Here is a 15,114-nt window from a genome sequence, read left to right as displayed (position 1 = left end):
CAAATGGGCACAGACAGTCCAAGTACACGGGCGCTCAGGCTTCATGACCGAGCAAACGGGAGGCATCGGCTTCGAGGTTCAGCGCCTCATCGGCCCTGCCCGCGGCCACACACAGCCCCATCACCAGGGCCCCAAACGCTGCGCCCACCAGGACGCCGCCGAACCAGGCGCCAATCACGAGTGCGCTCATGTCACTGCCCTCCCCCGGCGGAGCCGGACTGCTGTTGCTGCTGCGGTTGTTGCGGTTGCGATTGCGATTGCTGCGGTGGCGTCTGCCCCGGCTCCTCGATCCGAGGCGGTGCCTCGATGGGCTTGCCCGGCGCGTTGCTCGTCAGGCTGGCTGCCCCCACCGGACTCCCCGGCGATCCCTCGCCACTGCGCGCAAACCCGAGCCCCGTCTCATCGAACTTGAAGCGCAACCTGAAGTACGCGCCCTTACTCGTGTACTCGCCCGCCGTCAGATCCCGGTCGGACAGCCCGATGGCGTTGTAGCCAACGGACAGCCACAGGTCCTTCATCACCTGGTAGCCCAGCTCCAGCCCGAGCGACTTCTGCAGCGCCCCGCCCGAGCCGTGCAGCAGCCCGCCCTGCACGCTCAGGTCCCACTTGGCGTTGAGGTCGCGCGTCCAGCGGCCATACAGCAACTGCGCCGTGTAGCTGCTCTTGAGGCTTCCGTCGTCGTAGCTGGAGCGCTTCACCGCGAAGCGCCCGCTCAGCGTGTTGTCCGCATCCGGGCTGAAGCTCGCATGCACCGAGGCGATGTCGCTCTTGTAGCTGCCGGGCAGGCTCGCGTCCGAGCCAAAGGCGTTGCCGCTGATGCTGCCGGCCGTGGCCGTGTCCCCGCGGATGGTCTCGCTGCGGTGCTCGTAGCGCGCCACCGCGTTGAAGCGGTCGTCGTTCTTCGGGCGGTAGGCCGCGCCGAGCTGCTGGCGCGACTGGATGCGCTCGTTGCCCTGCTGGTCGCCCACGCCCTTGCTGCTGCTGTAGACGCTGCGTGCCAGCAGCGTCCACTCGTCGTTCAGGCGGTAGCCCGCGCCCATGCTGCCGAGCACGGTGTCGGCGTCCGAGCCGGTGCGCTTCTCCAGGATGCCGCTCGCGCGCAAAGCCCCGTTGGTGTACTCCACGCCGCTGGTCACGGCGGTGGAGCTGCCCAGGCCCGAGCCCAGGCTGGTGCTGGAGACGGTGCCCAGGGCGCGGGTGCGCTCGATGCCACCGGTCAGCGCCCAGTGCTCGCCGAGCTTGACGGTGTTGCGGATGCCGTTGGCGATCTGCGCCGTGCGGCTGCTGTCGGCATCGGCCAGGCGGTACTCGTTGTAGACGCGCCCGCCCTCCATGTAGGCGCTCTCGATGCCCAGGATGCCCACGTTGCGGCTGGTGCTGCTGCCGGTGGTGCTGCTGGTGTCGTCGTAGAGCGTGGAGCTGAGCTCGTAGCGGCCGTAGACGCGGGTCTTGTCGGTGATGGCGTAGTTGCCGCCGATGGCGGCCATGTGGCGCCCGGAGTTCTTCGTGTCCTGCTCGCCCTCCACAAAGACCTGCGCCTGCGGGGCGCCGGGCAGCGTGGCGGTCAGGCGCGCGCGCACGGTGGTCAGATCGTTCTGGTCGCTCGCCAGGGAACTGCTGCTGTTGGCCGCGCTGCCCAGCGCCGTCACCGAGGAGCCGGTGGTGCTGCTGAAGCTGGAGACCTGGTCGTAGCTGAACATCGAGGCCGAGCCGCTGCTGGCCGTGGCCCCGTGGCGCAGGCCCACCTCGGCGCTGAAGTAGTCGTTGAAGCGCTTGAGCAGCGACACGCTCTGCCCGCGCGCGGCCGGCGTGGCCGCGGTGGCGGTGGACAGGCTCGTGCCGTCGGTGCTGCTGGTCAGGCTGGCACTGGTGCCCTCGCTCTTGCTGTACAGCGCCTCGGCGCGTGCGGCCAGGGTGGAGTCGATGCGGTACTCGGCGCGCACGCTGGCCTCGGTGTTGCCCGCGCCGAAGCCGGCGGCCGGGTTGTCGAAGCTGCTGGAGGCGCGCGCGACCTGCGCGGAGACGCCCAGGTTCTCCGTCTGGTGGCGCAGCTCGATGCGGCCGGCCGAGCCCGAGCCCTTGTCGTCGCTGTGCGTGCGCACGGCCTCGGCGGCCATGCTGGTGCTCTCGCCCAGGCGCGCCAGGGCGGTGGCCGCGGTCATGCGCCGGCGGTTGTCCGGGTTCTCGTCCACATGGGCCACCACGCCGGCCTGCACCCGCTCGCCCAGCTTGACCTGCGCGTCCACGCCCGCCACGGTGTACTTCGGCCCACCCGCGTCCACTTCATAGGTCACGCGGATGGACTGCGGGTTCAGGTCCGCATCCACCGCCGAGACCGGGCTCACGAACATCAGCCGGCGCGTGCTCGGCTCCAGCGTGTAGTCCACGAAGCGCGTGAGCGTGGTGGCCTTCAGGATCACGTTGGCCTGGTTGCGGTCGCGCGAGACGATCTCCACCGTTTCGCTGTTCTCCACCAGATCGCCCAGGTTGCCCGCGAGGTAGTACGGCCCGGAGATGCCCTTGCCCGCGAATTCCTCGATCTGCTGGGTCTGCGAGGTGCGCGCGCCGTAGGCGGTCACGCGCATGCCGCCCTCCTCGTACACGCCCTTCATGCCGGTGAGGGTGCGGCTGGTCTGGCTGAGTTTTCTGACCTCGGTGCTGCTGGCGGTCTGGAAGTCGCCGTACAGCAGGTACGAGCGGTTCTTGTCGATGCGCACATACAGCTTCTGCGAGCTCTGCGCGTCGTAGCCGCGCTCGGAGGCATCGCCGTAGACGGGGTAGAACTCGTCGGGGCGGATGTCGCGGAACAGGCGATCGCGGCTGGACTTGGCGGTGTCCAGCGAGGCGGTGAGCAGGTACTCGCCCTTGATGGCGCCCTTCAGGAAGAACGCGGCGCGGCCGCCCGCGCGGGTGTTCGTGGTGTCGCCGTTGTTGCCCAGCGAGGACAGTTCCTGCTCGAAGGCCGCGCCCGCGGGCAGCTGGTCGATGCCCAGCTTGCCGCGTTTGGTGAGATCGAGCGTGCCCTCCACGATGCCCACGGCAATCATGGGGCGCAGGTCCGGCAGCAGGGCCAGGCGCGCCTCCTGCACCAGGGCGTTGACGGTGGCGCGCACGCGCACGTCGCCCGGGGTGCCCGGCGGGATCAGGTGATAGGTGGCACGCCCGCCTTCGATGAAGGCCTGCAGGCCGGGCTCCTTGTCGTTGAGGTCCTCCTCCTGCCAGCGCCCGGCATCGCTCTCCAGGGTGATCTGGGTGCGGGCGGTGACGGGCACGCCGGCCGCATCGGTCAGCACGATCTGCACGGGCACCGGGGTGCGCGCGTCGGCGCGCGCGTCGGTGGGCACCACGATGCGCACGATGCCCAGCTTGTCGGGGGCCGTCACGCCGATCTCCACCGGCTCGCCGCGGGCGTTGCCCATCTCGTCCATCACCTGCAGGCGCAGGCGGTTCGCGCCGGGCTTGAAGCCCACGCCGATGTACTCCCAGGCGCTGGTCTCGGTCTTGGGCAGCGTGGCCTTCTTGCCCACGCGCCGGCCGTCCACCAGCTCGCCGTTGACCGACAGCTGCAGCACCGCGCCCGCGGGGCCCTTCACGCGCACATTGAGCGCCTGCCCCGGGAGCGTGTCGCCATCGCGCAGCTCCACGAAGCCGGGCTTGTTGTCCAGCTCGGGCAGGAGTTTCTCCAGCTCGACGCTGCTCGGGGCCACCGGCTGGGGCACCAGCCCGGCGGTGACGCTGCCGGGCAGGCCGGCGGCCTGGCTGCCGACGCCGGCGCTCGGGACCTGGCCCGTGGCCGGCAGCGACTTGACCTGCTGCGCGGCCGCCAGCGTGCCGGTGCCGCCCACGGTGCCGTCCAGGAAGTTGCCGCTGCCGGCACCGGCCGCGCCCACGCCGGCCGCGCGCTGCGGCGCCCCGGGCAGCGCGATCAGCGGGCCCGTGGTGGCCGTGAGCGAGGCGTTCGCGCCGCCGCCGCTGCCGTTGATCTGCCCGGCCGCCGGCATGCCGCGCGTGTCGCTGGCGGTCACCACCTGGCCCTTGGGGTCCAGCCGGTTGCGCAAGGCGCCCGCGAGTTCCGAGTCGAGGTTCTTGGCGGCGGCCTGGCGGCGCGCCTGCACGTCCTTCAGCGTGTCCGCGTTGTCGCAGCCGTGCAGCGGGAAGTTGGCCTTGTGGAATTCGCCCTTCTTGAGGTCCACGAAGCGGCTGCTGGCGGTGCCGGCGTTGCGGTTGTCCTGGATGGCCACCCGCGCGCCCACCGGCAGCGTGGTCTCGTCCAGGCGCAGCACATGCGTCAGGGGCTTGAGGCCGTACAGGCTCCAGCGGCCCTCGCCGTCGGTGATCACGTTGGTGCCATCCTCCAGCCACAGGCGCACGCCGGGCACGCCGGGCTCGTCCTCGCCGTCCTGCTGGCGGTCGGCGCGGCAGTCCATGTACACCTTGCCAAAGGCAAAGGCTTCGTCGGAGAACACCCCGCCGTTGACCCGCACGGTGTTCTCCGCCGTGTTGGAGGTGTAGCCCTTGGCGCTGGCCTGCGCACGGTTGGTGGCGTTGCCCGAGATGCGCGCGCCCACGCCCACGCGCACCCGGTAGCGCACCATCACGCTCTGGTCGGCCGCGAGTTGCGCATCGGGGATCTGCCAGACCAGCGCCGGGCCCGCGCCGCCGCTCGGGTTGGCGATGGCGTTGCCGTTGAACTTGCTGCTGCCCGGCACGTAGGCGAAGCCCGCCGGCAGGGTGTCGCTGAAGGCGATGCCCTTGATGGGGAAGCCGGTCTTGTTGGTGACCGTGAGCGCATAGTCCAGGAAGTCGCCGAAGTCCACCTGCTGTTTGCTGGCCGCCTTGCGCAGCAGCAGGCCGTTGACCAGGCCCGGGTCCAGCGGGATGTGGTTGTGCACCACGTCGCAGGCGCTGCCGTCGGCATTGAAGCCGGAGGCCAGGCTGGTGTACCAGGTGGTGGCCTCGCCCTCCTTGGGCGACTGGGGGTTGGGCGTGACAGCGCCGCAGCTGGCAAAGGTGCCGCCCTGTGCGGGGATGCGCTGCGAGGGGTAGAGGTAGCCGCTGCCGGCCGGCGGGGTGACCGAGACGGTGTAGCTGCACTTGCCCGAGACCGGCGGCGCGAGCCAGTAGAACTGCCAGTTGCCGTCGGCGCCGGTGGTCATGGACAGGGTGCCGTCGGCGTTGAAGGTGTAGACGCCCGAGTTGCCGCCGAGCACCTGGTCGGCGGTGATGGCCCCGGGGGTACCCCCGTCGCAGGACTGGCGCTTGACGGTGACCACCGCCCCCGCGATGGGGCTGCGGCTGACGGCGTCGTAGACGGTGCCCTGCGGGTCCACCAGCAGGCCCACGGCCGAAGCGGAGGAGGCGCCGGCCACCAGCGCGGGGTCGAAATTGATGGTGTTGGCCGACAGCGCCGCCGCCCAGGCCTTGTTGGTGTAGGTCACCCGCCCACCGGTGCGGTTCGTCTTGAGGGTCACGCGCACGGTGAAGCCCAGCTGCTCGCTCTGGCCGGCGCCCAGCGCCCGGCTGCCGTCGGTCAGGCTCAGCGCGATGGCGGAGGGGAACTGCGTGGCATCGGTGGCGTTCCAGGACGTGCGGTCGCACGGCGCCGCGCCGGTGAAGTTGGCCGAGGGCGCGAGGATGCCCGCGCCGCTACGGACCGGACCGAGCAGCGCCCACTGCGCGACCGGGCCGTCGGCCTGGTCCATCGAGAAGGCGCAGTTGAGGTTGTCGATCACGCGCAGGTTGGGCGCGATGCCGCTGCCGGTGTTGCTGACCTTGAAGCTGAAGTCCACGTCGTACACGCCGGCCGCGACGTAGCGCGGGGCCGAGGCGCTCTTGCTCAGGCTCAGCAGCGGCGGTTGCGTGCCGATGGGCGTGGGCGAGGTGTTGTTGCCCGGGTTGCCGTCGCCGTCGGGGTCGGGGTCGGTGCCGTTGACGGAGTCGTCGGTGATGCTGGCGGTGTTGCCCGCCACCGTGGCGGCCTGCGCGCGGGTGCTGTTGGCGAGCGTGGCGGCCCGGCCCGCGGTGTTGAAGCGCACCACGAACTGCAGCGTGAGGTCGCCCCCGATGGGCAGCACGGCGCCCGGCGCGAGCAGCGAGGAATGGGCCGCGGTGCCGTCGAAGGCGCTGTTGACGGCGGCCAACTGGCCGCCCACGCTGCCGGCCGCCTGGAGGGTCTTGAGGGAGCCGGGCACGAGGGTGTACTGGCCCGCCGCCGGACTGGCGGCGCTGCTGTAGGTGCCGAACTGCGTGGCGCCCGCGCCTTCGAGCACGTTGATCAGCTGCGCGTCGTACAGCCAGGACGCGCCGTAGTTCTTGACGCGCACCGAGACGGTGACGTCGGCGGTGCCGTCGGCGTTGGCCCGCGGCAGGCTGGCCCACTCGGCCACGCCGATGCGCGCCGGGTTCAGCGACACGGGCACGGTGTTGGAGGCGCTGGAGGTGGCCTGCGTGCCGTCGTTGTAGAACGCCTGCGCGGTGTTGAGCAGATTGCCCGCGCTGGCGTTGGCCGCGACCATGACCGACAGGCGCATCTGCAAGGAGGCGTTGGCCGCCACGCTGGCCGGCGCGGGCAGCGCCACCGCCACTTCGACCGCCGAGGCGTCGTCGGCGGCGCCCGTTCGGTAGTTGAAGGGCGCATCGCCCGGCAGACGGAACAGCCGCAGCATGCCGGGGATGGGCGTCTGCAGGCTGCCGGCGACGTACTGCGTGCCGGTGGGGATCACATCGCGCAGCAGGATCGCATTGACCGGGCTGCCGTTGACCACGATGGGCGTGTTGCCGGGCATGGCGGTGCTCGCGCCCTGCGCCGCCTGGTTGCCCACGTTGGTGACGTTGACGGTGTAGTCGATGCGCGAGACGCCCGGCTGCAGCGGCGCGCTGTAGCTGGCCGACTTGGTGAGGCTGAGCACCGCCACGTTGCCGATCTCGATCACGTCCCGGTTGCTCGCCGTGGCCGCCTGCACGCCCGAGGTGGCCGTGAGGGTGGCGCACACCGCGCCCGAGGCCGCCGTGGGCATGGTGCCCACGGCCAGCAGCGTGGCCGTCTCGCCCGGATCGAGCGTCAGGGCGCCAGGCGTGTTCAGCGTCAGGGGCAGCTCGCCCGCGTCCGCCACGCCGTTGCTGTTGGCATCGCGCACCAGCTGCAGCGAGGCCAGGCTCAGGGCGGCGCTGCTCGGGCAGCCCGCCCCGCCATTGGCCCAGCCCAGCTTGTAGCCCGTGCGCACGTTGCCCGTGTTGGTCAGCAGGTGGCTCACGGCCACCGGCATGCCCGGCGGTCGCGTGAGCGTCTGGTCCTGCGTGAGCGTGAGCGACTCCACCGACTGCACCGTGAGCGCAACACCATTGGAGGAGACGGTCTCGGTCTGCGTGTAGCCCGCCGGCGTGTAGGTGGCCGTGGCCACCACCCGGATCACGGTGCCGCCCGGCGCGGGCCTGGCCCCGGCCGCGCCGCACAGGCCCAGCAGCAGCAGTACAAGCATCGCCGGCAGCAGCAGCATCGGCAGCCAGGCGCCGAGCCGCCGGCTAGGGCGTCGCAGCAGGATCGGGATCGGGTGCAGTTGGATGGCGGTCACGGCTGGGCTGGCTTGTGCGTTGTTGTGGGCTGGATCGGCAGCGGGGCGGCAGGCTCCTTGTTTGGGCGCCCGCCCCCTCCTTCGTCGCTGTCGCTCGTCTTCTCTCTCGGTGATCTCTCTCTCGGGTCTTTTCTGCGCGCTCTGGCACCCGCGCACCAAAGCGCGCAGAAAAGGGCAAAGCCGTGCCCACAGCAGGGCAGGCAGGCTTTGCCTTCGGGGGTGCGAGCACCGCCTTGGCTCCCCACCCCCGCAGCGGGGGGCAGGACGCTCACGGCACTCGCAGCCTCAGCGCCTCGGAAGGCTTACTGGTCCAGCTGGACCTGGAAGGTCAGCGTGGCCGTGGCCGTGGGCGAGACCGTGTTGCTGTTCGCGCCGCTGTCGCAGCTGACCTTCTTGCTGGCCGAGTCGTAGGTCGCAGCACCGCTGTTGCCCAGCGTCGGCACGATGTTGGTGGACGTGCACCCCGTCGCCGGCTGCACCGAGGCCGTCCACGTCGTGTAGGTCGGCACCGTGTCGCTCACCGACAGGTTGGTCACCGTGGACGTGCTGTTGTTGCTCGCCGTCACCTGGTACACCACGCATTGACCCGGCTTGGCCGTGATCGAGCCGGCGGTCAGATTTGCCAACGCCGTGGTCAGACCGGTGGCATCGCACGTGGCGTTCAGCGCCTGAAGCTTGCTCACGACGATCTGCGAGAGCACCACCGTGGAGCGGGCCGTGCCCACCACCGTGCCGCAGCTGTCGCCCGCACCGGCCGTGCTTTCGGGGAAGGTCACCGTCACCGTGGCGTCGTCATAGGTGTTGACCGCCGCGTTGCCCGGTGCGAACACCTTCAGCCACACGTACACCGGCTGGCCCGGCTTGGGACCGGGAACCGTGGCCGCGGTCACCAGATCCGTGGCAGGGTTGAGCGTGCCGGTGGTGTTGGCGTACATCGCATACGACCAGCCCGCCGCCGCATCGGCGTTGCCCGTGCCCAGCTCGACCGTGACCTGGCCCGCCTGGCAGATGCCCGTGCCGCCGGCCGAGATGGTCTTGGCATAGGTCACCGAGCCGGCCGGAACCACCTGGCTGCCGCCGCCCGCCGGATCGATGGTGGCCGAGTACGTCAGCGCCGCAGCGATCACGTTGATCTGGTCATACAGCGTGTCCACCGGCACGGTGCCGTCCGAGCCCGGGCCCGTCGCACGCACCCGGAAGTACACCGCCTGGTTCGTCAGCGCCTGCGTGGCAGGAATCGAGATACAGGCCGTCAGCTCTTGCTGCTGGCCAGCGTTGACCGAGATCGCGCTGGGGTCGATGCCGCTCGCCGCCGCGCACGCGGTCTTGGCGACCGCACCCGTGACGTACTTCACCGTCCAGCCCACTGGCAGGCTGCCCGAGAGGCTGGAGTTGCCGCTGGACACCAGGGTGTAGGTGTTGTTCTGGGTGTCGTTGTTGGTGATCCACAGGTCCAGAGTGGTCCACGAACCCGCCGGCACGCTGGCATTGATCAACGTCGGCTGCGCACTCGGGCCCTGGCCCACGTCCGCATTGGCGCCGCTGTTGCTCACGCCCGTCTTGCTGTTGGTCAGGTCCACCGCCGCACCCACCACGGCCACCAGGGTGTCCTTGGCCGCGTCCTTCTTGGTGGCGTCGGTCACCGACGTGCCCAGCAGCGTCAACGTGTAGTTGGCCGCCGCATTGGGCGCCGTCGTGGCAGGAATGAACGCCTTCACCACGATCGTGGCAACGTCGCCGCCCTTGATCGTGTCGGTATCCGGGATGCCGTCGTTGTTGTGGTCCGACAGCTCCGTCGTGCCGTCCGCCTTGTAGAAGCGGAACGTCGTGCCCGTGGGGAAGGTGCTGGAGGCCACCGTCACGTTCACGATGTCGTCATCACCCAGGTTGTAGACCTTGTGCGTGAAGCTCGTGGACGAACCCGCCGTCGCCTTGGCATTGGACTGCGAGTCCGTGCTCGTGGCATTGGGCGTGCCCGCCGTCGCGTCCTTCGCGTCGCTGGAGGTCGCCGAGGAGGCCGCACCCACCGCAACACCATAGGAGCCCGCCACCAGGAAGACCGACTTGTTCGACGTCGAGGGGCTGCTGCCCAACACCGGAGAAGCCGCATTGGCGCCCGTGGCATCCAACGGATTGAACTTCACCGCGTTGCTGGTGGTGTCGCCGCCCTTGGTCGCGCTGCTGTTGACCAGCACCACGAAGCTCAGGCTGCCGCTGCCGCCCGCAGCCACCGCGCCGTCCACGAAGGTCAGCGTGCTGACGCTGCCGGTGGTGGCAACGTTGAAGTCCGCACCCGTGAACCCGGAGTTGCTGCTCTCGCTCAGCGCCGCAGAGGTGTTTGCATTGCCGCTCCACTTGGCCGAACCCGTCACGTACGTCAAGCCCGCCGTTTCGCCGGTGCCGATCACGTCCTGCAGGTTGAACCGGCCACTGGCCGCACCGTTGTTCGTGTACGAGATGGTGTACGTGATGTACGTGCACGAGGCCGTAGAGGCCAGGCCCGTCGACCACGTGGTCGCGCAGCTCGCGCCCGCCACGCTCTTGCTGCCCGAGCTCGGGTTGTTGCCGATCGCACTCGGCCATGTCCCCGTCAGCGCCCCGGGCGGGTAGATGCCCGCATTCGGCGCGCCGATGCTCTTGCTGACCGAGAAGGCCGCCGAGGTGGTCAGGTTCACGCTATCCTGCACCTGCACGCTCTGGTTGGTCGCCGCATAGCCATAGGCCGTCACGCTCGAGGCCACCGGCGCCACCGTCACCTTGCCGATGTCGTACGCACCCGTGCCCGTGGCCGTCGCCGGCAGCGTGTAGGCCACCACGAAGTTGTACTTGTTGTTCGCACCGCTGACGTTGCCCGCCACCGACGTAGGCGTGGACACGGCGCATCCGATCGAGCCCGAACTGGTGCTGTCCGTACACAGCGGGTCCCCATCGGGCAGACCATCGCCGTTGGTGTCCGCATAGACCGCGATGGTCTTGAACTTCGGCGTGCCCGACGCATCCACCTTGATCGTGAACGCGTCCTGCCCGTTGCCCGTGTTGGTCAGCACGTGCGACGCATAGATCGTGGCACCGGCCGAGCCCGCCTTGGTGTTGATCACGTCCAGCGGCGTGGCTGTGGTGATCTTGCTGTCCAGCGAGAACGAGCCCACCTGCAGCACCGTGGTCTCCACCGAGTTGGAGCTGGAGCTTTGCTGCTTGTTGTCCGTGTCGTAGTAGCTCGCCGAAGCGACGTTGCCTATCTTGGATCCCGCGGCAGGCGCCGCCGCCATGGCCAACGGACTTCCACCCAGGAAGACCGCCGCCACGGCTGCTGTGCCCGCCCACGTCGCGAGCAGCGCGCCGCCGCCTCGCGTATGGGGGTAATGGTTTTTCACGTGTTTTCTCCTCTCTAAGGAATGCCGACGTTCACAAAAGGACTTCACTAAAAATCTGCCTTGCGACACGGCTTCATGCGCCGCCTCCCGCACAGCAGGGCAGTGCGGCCGCCGCGCCTCCCCCCCGCCTCTCGGCTCGGGAACTCGCTGCAACCCACACTCGGTCTGAGAAACAGGCACACGCCACACGCCACACGCCACGCCGCGCCTGCACATGCGCACGCCCCACGGCACCGCATGCCCACACGCGCCAGCGCGCGCACTCCCGTTCTCAAGGTTTCAAGCGCTCGTCTCTCGAGCGCTGCTCAAGCGGCCCGCTCCAGCGGCCGCGCTCCGCTCTACGGCTTGGCCGCCGCCGGGGCCGCCGCTGCCGCCGTGCTGGTGCCACTGCGCGCCGCCGCAGCGCTCGGCGCGGGGGCCGTCTCCACCTTCGCGCGCGCACTCACCACGGCCTCGGCCCCCGGCGCGAGCTCGTCCAGGCGCCAGCGGATCTGCCGGTATTCGTTCAAGGGCACCGGCTGCATGCGCCCGTCCGCACCCTTGCGCATCAGCGGCTCCGCCTCATAGGCCCCATCGGCCTTGAGCGCGAACTGCGCGCCCTTGCCCGGCTGCGCCGTGCGCGCCACGTACTCCAGGCCCTCGGGCAGCGGCAGGTTTGCCGCCACGCCCTTGAGGGCCTGCTTGCTGACGTTCCTGTAGACCGCCCGGTACTCGAGCACGTCCCCAGGGCGCACCCCGTCGACCTCCTCCAGCTTCTCGCGGCCCCGCTCGTCCTTGACCACCTTCTTCTGCGTCAGCTCCACCGTGATGGGCTTCTGCTCGGCCTTCTGCTCGACCTTCGCGGGGGCAGAGGCGGACGCGGACGGCGCAAGCTGCGCAAATGCCGGCACGGCCAGCACCACGCTCAGCAAGGCCGGCGCGATCAGGCGCACGTTCATCAAGGGATTCATCAGGCGGTGTTTCATGGTCTTCACCTCTTTCAGGTCTTCAGGGCTGCTACAGGACAAGGTCGAACACGCCGGCGCCCTCGCAGGGGCGCCGCTCGAAGTCAGGGGCGGCCGCAGCACGCGGCGCACAGGCACAGGCACAGGCACGCATCGGCGCGTCATCCGCCAAGCGCTCCGGAAGCCCGGTCGGCCGCATCCGCACGCACAGGCGAGGCGCCGCGTCGGGCCGCAAGAACAGACTTCGGGGAGATCGGCTGCACCGGCGTACGCGAGGCAGCGGCAGCACCTGCAGCAGCAGCGGCGCTGGCAGGGACAGCAAAGGCGTCCGCAAAGGACGGCGGGATTGAAGATGGGGTGGACGGGGTCATCGGCTCGCCAAAGGACGAGGCCGGCGTCAGTGCAATGGAGCCCGGGGACGGCGTGAGGGCTGCCGCCATGGGCATGCCAGCAACGCCGGCAGCAGCAGTAGCCGCCATCCGGCCCCCCTGCACCATCTGCCCACGCCCGCCCGCCGGCTCGTCGCCCACCCTCAGCCGGTAGCCCCAGCCGTGCACCGACAGGATCGGACACGGCGCGCCCGAGCGCTCGAGCTTCTTCATCAGCCGCATCAGGATCATGCGCATGCTGCTGGTGGCCAGCGGCTTCTGCCCGAAGTTCGCCCGCGTCTGCGTCAGCAGCTCGATCAGCCCACCCAGCGACAGCGCATGCTGCGGGGCGCACACCATCGCGCTCAGGATCGCCCGCTCGCACAGGTTCAGCCTCAGCCGGAATCCGTCCGGCGCCACCAGCACCCACCCGTCGCGCAGCAGCGACCACCCCGTCTCGCCCAGCGCCCCATCGATGCGTGGCAGCACGCCGCCAGCACCACCGCTGCCAGAGGCGGCGCTCGCTGAAGAGAGGAAGTCGGACGCGCTCGTCGCGCACGCGCCCCGGTCGTTCGCGGCCGCGGGCGAGGCCAGCAGGGACGACAGCGGTGAGAAAAGAGTCGGGGAAGAAAGGGCCGGAGACGAAAAGGGTGCGGCCGGAAGAGGCGCAGATGCCGCGAAGGACGTGACCCGCCCACAGGCTGCGGTCGACGCACTGGAGGCCGCAGGCACGGCTCGCTCAGCCGGCTCGGCCTCCCGCGGCGCATCAAGAATCTGGCGGCAGGCGTGCACCGTCTCCAGCACGGCCCGCAGCTCCTGCTCCAGCCGCTGCAGGTGCTGCGCCAGCGGCGCGCCCGGCCCCCCGCACAGGCCGTCCGCCGTCACCCCGCCCGCAGGCCGGCTGACCCCATCCCGCCCCCCGTCCATCGCAGCACGGGCCCCGCTTGCGCCGCCCGCAGGAACCTGCCTTGGACAAAAAGGTTCCTTTAAATCCTAATAGCTACCAACTTTCTCAGGGCGACCGTTGTTACTCGTGGAGCACACAAACGTGATGGATGTAAATGACGCGGACAAAAAGGAACCCTTTTGTCAATGCCTAGACTCCGGCCTTGTTAATTACTTGGCACAGAAGACGCCCCGCACACTCCATCGCGCGGCCACCTTCTCCCTCTGGAAACCATGAAAGTTGGCTACGCCCGCGTCTCCACCGACGAGCAGAACCTCGACCCCCAGGTCCGGGCCCTGCACAGCGCAGGCTGTGACATTCTGTATACCGACCACGGCGTCTCCGGCGCCGTCTTCGACCGCCCAGGCCTCTCCCGCGCCCTGCGCCGCCTCAAGCCCGGCGACACCCTCGTGGTCTGGAAGCTCGACCGCCTCGGCCGCTCCCTCAAGTCCCTCGTGCAGATCGTGGCCGCCCTCGGCCGGCGGCGCGTGCAGTTCGCCTCGCTGTCCGAGTGCATCGACACCGGCACCCCGGGCGGCATGCTCGTCTTTCACATGATGGGCGCCCTCGCCGAGTTCGAACGCTCCCTCATCAGCGAGCGCACCAAGGCCGGCATGGCCTCCGCCAAGAGCCGCGGCAGCCACGTCGGCCGGCCTCGCGCCCTCTCCGACGATCAGCTCGACGCGCTGCTGCTCGAGCTGCAGCACGAGCCCCTGGAGCAGGTCGCCCAGCGCATGGGCGTGCATCCGCGCACCTTGCAGCGGTACATGAAGTCGGCCGACGCCGATCCCACGCACATCGGGCAGGCACACGCACCGGCGTGCGGCCGACCTCGATCTGTCGACGCCGACCACACGGCCGATCAGCGGCCCAACGCATGACGCGCACGCCTCGCAGCGCGAGACCACATCTTCGGCGCCGCGGCCTTTCAGGGCGCTGGCGCAGGTGAGAGGCGGCCCGCTGCCTCGCAACCAAGCGGACGGCACGAGGAGGTTCGGGAGCCTCGACCTACTGGCGCCCCAAGGCTTGTCCTACGAGCAAAGGTCCGGGTGGCCCTCACACTGCCCGGCTTTACCTGCACGACCGCGTACAGGCTCCGTATCCCACACAGGCCACCATGAACGAAACACCCGACCCCCGATTTGCTGCATGGATGCGGGCCGAGCGCGACACGTACGAAGCCATCCACCAGTTGCAGCAGAGCACGCAGGGGGGTCGGCGGATCGTCAAGGCAGAGGCCATGGCCCGGATCTCCGCACTGAGGCGCGAGGCCGACCGGCGCTTGGCAGAGTTGTCCGGGATGGAGCCGCCGCTGGCGCGTGTCGAGCCCCGGCCCAGCGCGGAGTTGGGACAACGGCCGTTCACCCGGCCCGCCCCCGCAACCGCCCTGGGCTACAAGCACTAGCCGGACTTCCGCTCACCGCTCATACATGGCGCCGAGGCCCGGCCTGCGTGGCGGTGCCTTCGGCGGTCTGCGCATCCGCAAGCGCATGCAGCGCCTCGATGGTGTGGCAATAACTGTCCTGACCGTCACAGCGGTCGCGCAGCGTCTTCAGGTCCTGCTCCAACGATCGAAGCTCCGCGATGCGCTCGCGCACATGGCCCAGGTGCGCGTTGAGCACGTCGCAGGCCGCGCTGCAGTCGGCCTTGCTGCGCAGGTCCAGTGACAGCAGCGCACGCACCTCGTCCAGCGACATGTCCATGGCCCGGCACATGCGGATGAAGCGCAGGCGGTGCACGTCGTCGGCGCTGTAGAGCCGGTAGCCGTTGTCGGCCCGCTGCTCCGCGCCGAGCAGACCCTCCTTTTCGTAATAGCGGATGTTGGCGGCGCTGACGCCCGAGCGACTGGCTGCCTCGCCGATGCGCAGATGGGGGCTTGCAGAAGGCATGCTTGACCTTGAAGTGGCTTGA

Annotated in this window: 8 protein-coding genes; 2 read left to right on the top strand and 6 right to left on the bottom strand. The window is 69.8% G+C overall.

What is annotated here, in order from left to right:
* Window positions 1-34 precede the first annotated feature (34 nt).
* The 5 genes from ABIC63_RS10910 to ABIC63_RS10890 all read right to left on the bottom strand — a co-directional run bounded on the left by ABIC63_RS10910 (window position 35) and on the right by ABIC63_RS10890 (window position 13,142).
* The gene (locus ABIC63_RS10910) at window positions 35-190 is read right to left on the bottom strand and encodes a hypothetical protein (RefSeq protein WP_354319754.1); all 156 of its coding nucleotides are present in this window, start codon (window positions 188-190) and stop codon (window positions 35-37) included.
* Window position 191: 1 nt separating this feature from the next.
* A complete protein-coding gene (locus tag ABIC63_RS10905; protein ID WP_354319753.1) occupies window positions 192-7,571 on the bottom strand; it encodes a hypothetical protein in 7,380 nt (2,459 codons plus the stop codon).
* Between the two features lie 302 nt (window positions 7,572-7,873).
* Window positions 7,874-10,945, bottom strand: coding sequence for a beta strand repeat-containing protein (locus tag ABIC63_RS10900; protein ID WP_354319752.1), 3,072 nt, complete (start codon window positions 10,943-10,945; stop codon window positions 7,874-7,876).
* Window positions 10,946-11,283: 338 nt separating this feature from the next.
* Window positions 11,284-11,910, bottom strand: a complete 627-nt coding sequence (locus ABIC63_RS10895) for a hypothetical protein (protein WP_354319751.1) — start codon at window positions 11,908-11,910, stop codon at window positions 11,284-11,286.
* Between the two features lie 140 nt (window positions 11,911-12,050).
* On the bottom strand, window positions 12,051-13,142 hold the full coding sequence (locus ABIC63_RS10890; protein WP_354319750.1) for a helix-turn-helix domain-containing protein: 1,092 nt from the start codon (window positions 13,140-13,142) through the stop codon (window positions 12,051-12,053).
* A 294-nt stretch (window positions 13,143-13,436) separates the two neighbouring features.
* Between ABIC63_RS10890 and ABIC63_RS10885 the strand changes: the two genes are divergently transcribed.
* Together ABIC63_RS10885 and ABIC63_RS10880 are read left to right on the top strand one after the other, a co-directional pair.
* Complete coding sequence (locus ABIC63_RS10885) at window positions 13,437-14,084, top strand: recombinase family protein (RefSeq protein ID WP_304304947.1); 648 nt, start codon at window positions 13,437-13,439, stop codon at window positions 14,082-14,084.
* Between the two features lie 236 nt (window positions 14,085-14,320).
* Window positions 14,321-14,608 carry a hypothetical protein gene (locus tag ABIC63_RS10880; protein WP_294371322.1) on the top strand — a complete coding sequence of 96 codons (288 nt, stop codon included), beginning with the start codon at window positions 14,321-14,323 and terminating at the stop codon, window positions 14,606-14,608.
* A 19-nt stretch (window positions 14,609-14,627) separates the two neighbouring features.
* Here ABIC63_RS10880 and ABIC63_RS10875 read toward each other — a convergent pair whose 3' ends face one another.
* A complete protein-coding gene (locus ABIC63_RS10875; protein ID WP_354319749.1) occupies window positions 14,628-15,092 on the bottom strand; it encodes a Cd(II)/Pb(II)-responsive transcriptional regulator in 465 nt (154 codons plus the stop codon).
* Between the last annotated feature and the right edge of the window lie 22 nt (window positions 15,093-15,114).

The organism is Pseudacidovorax sp. 1753, from assembly GCF_040544975.1.
GTDB lineage: Bacteria > Pseudomonadota > Gammaproteobacteria > Burkholderiales > Burkholderiaceae_C > Xenophilus.
Note: the sequence above shows the minus strand (reverse complement) of the source record. Positions and strands in the feature narration are given on the sequence as shown.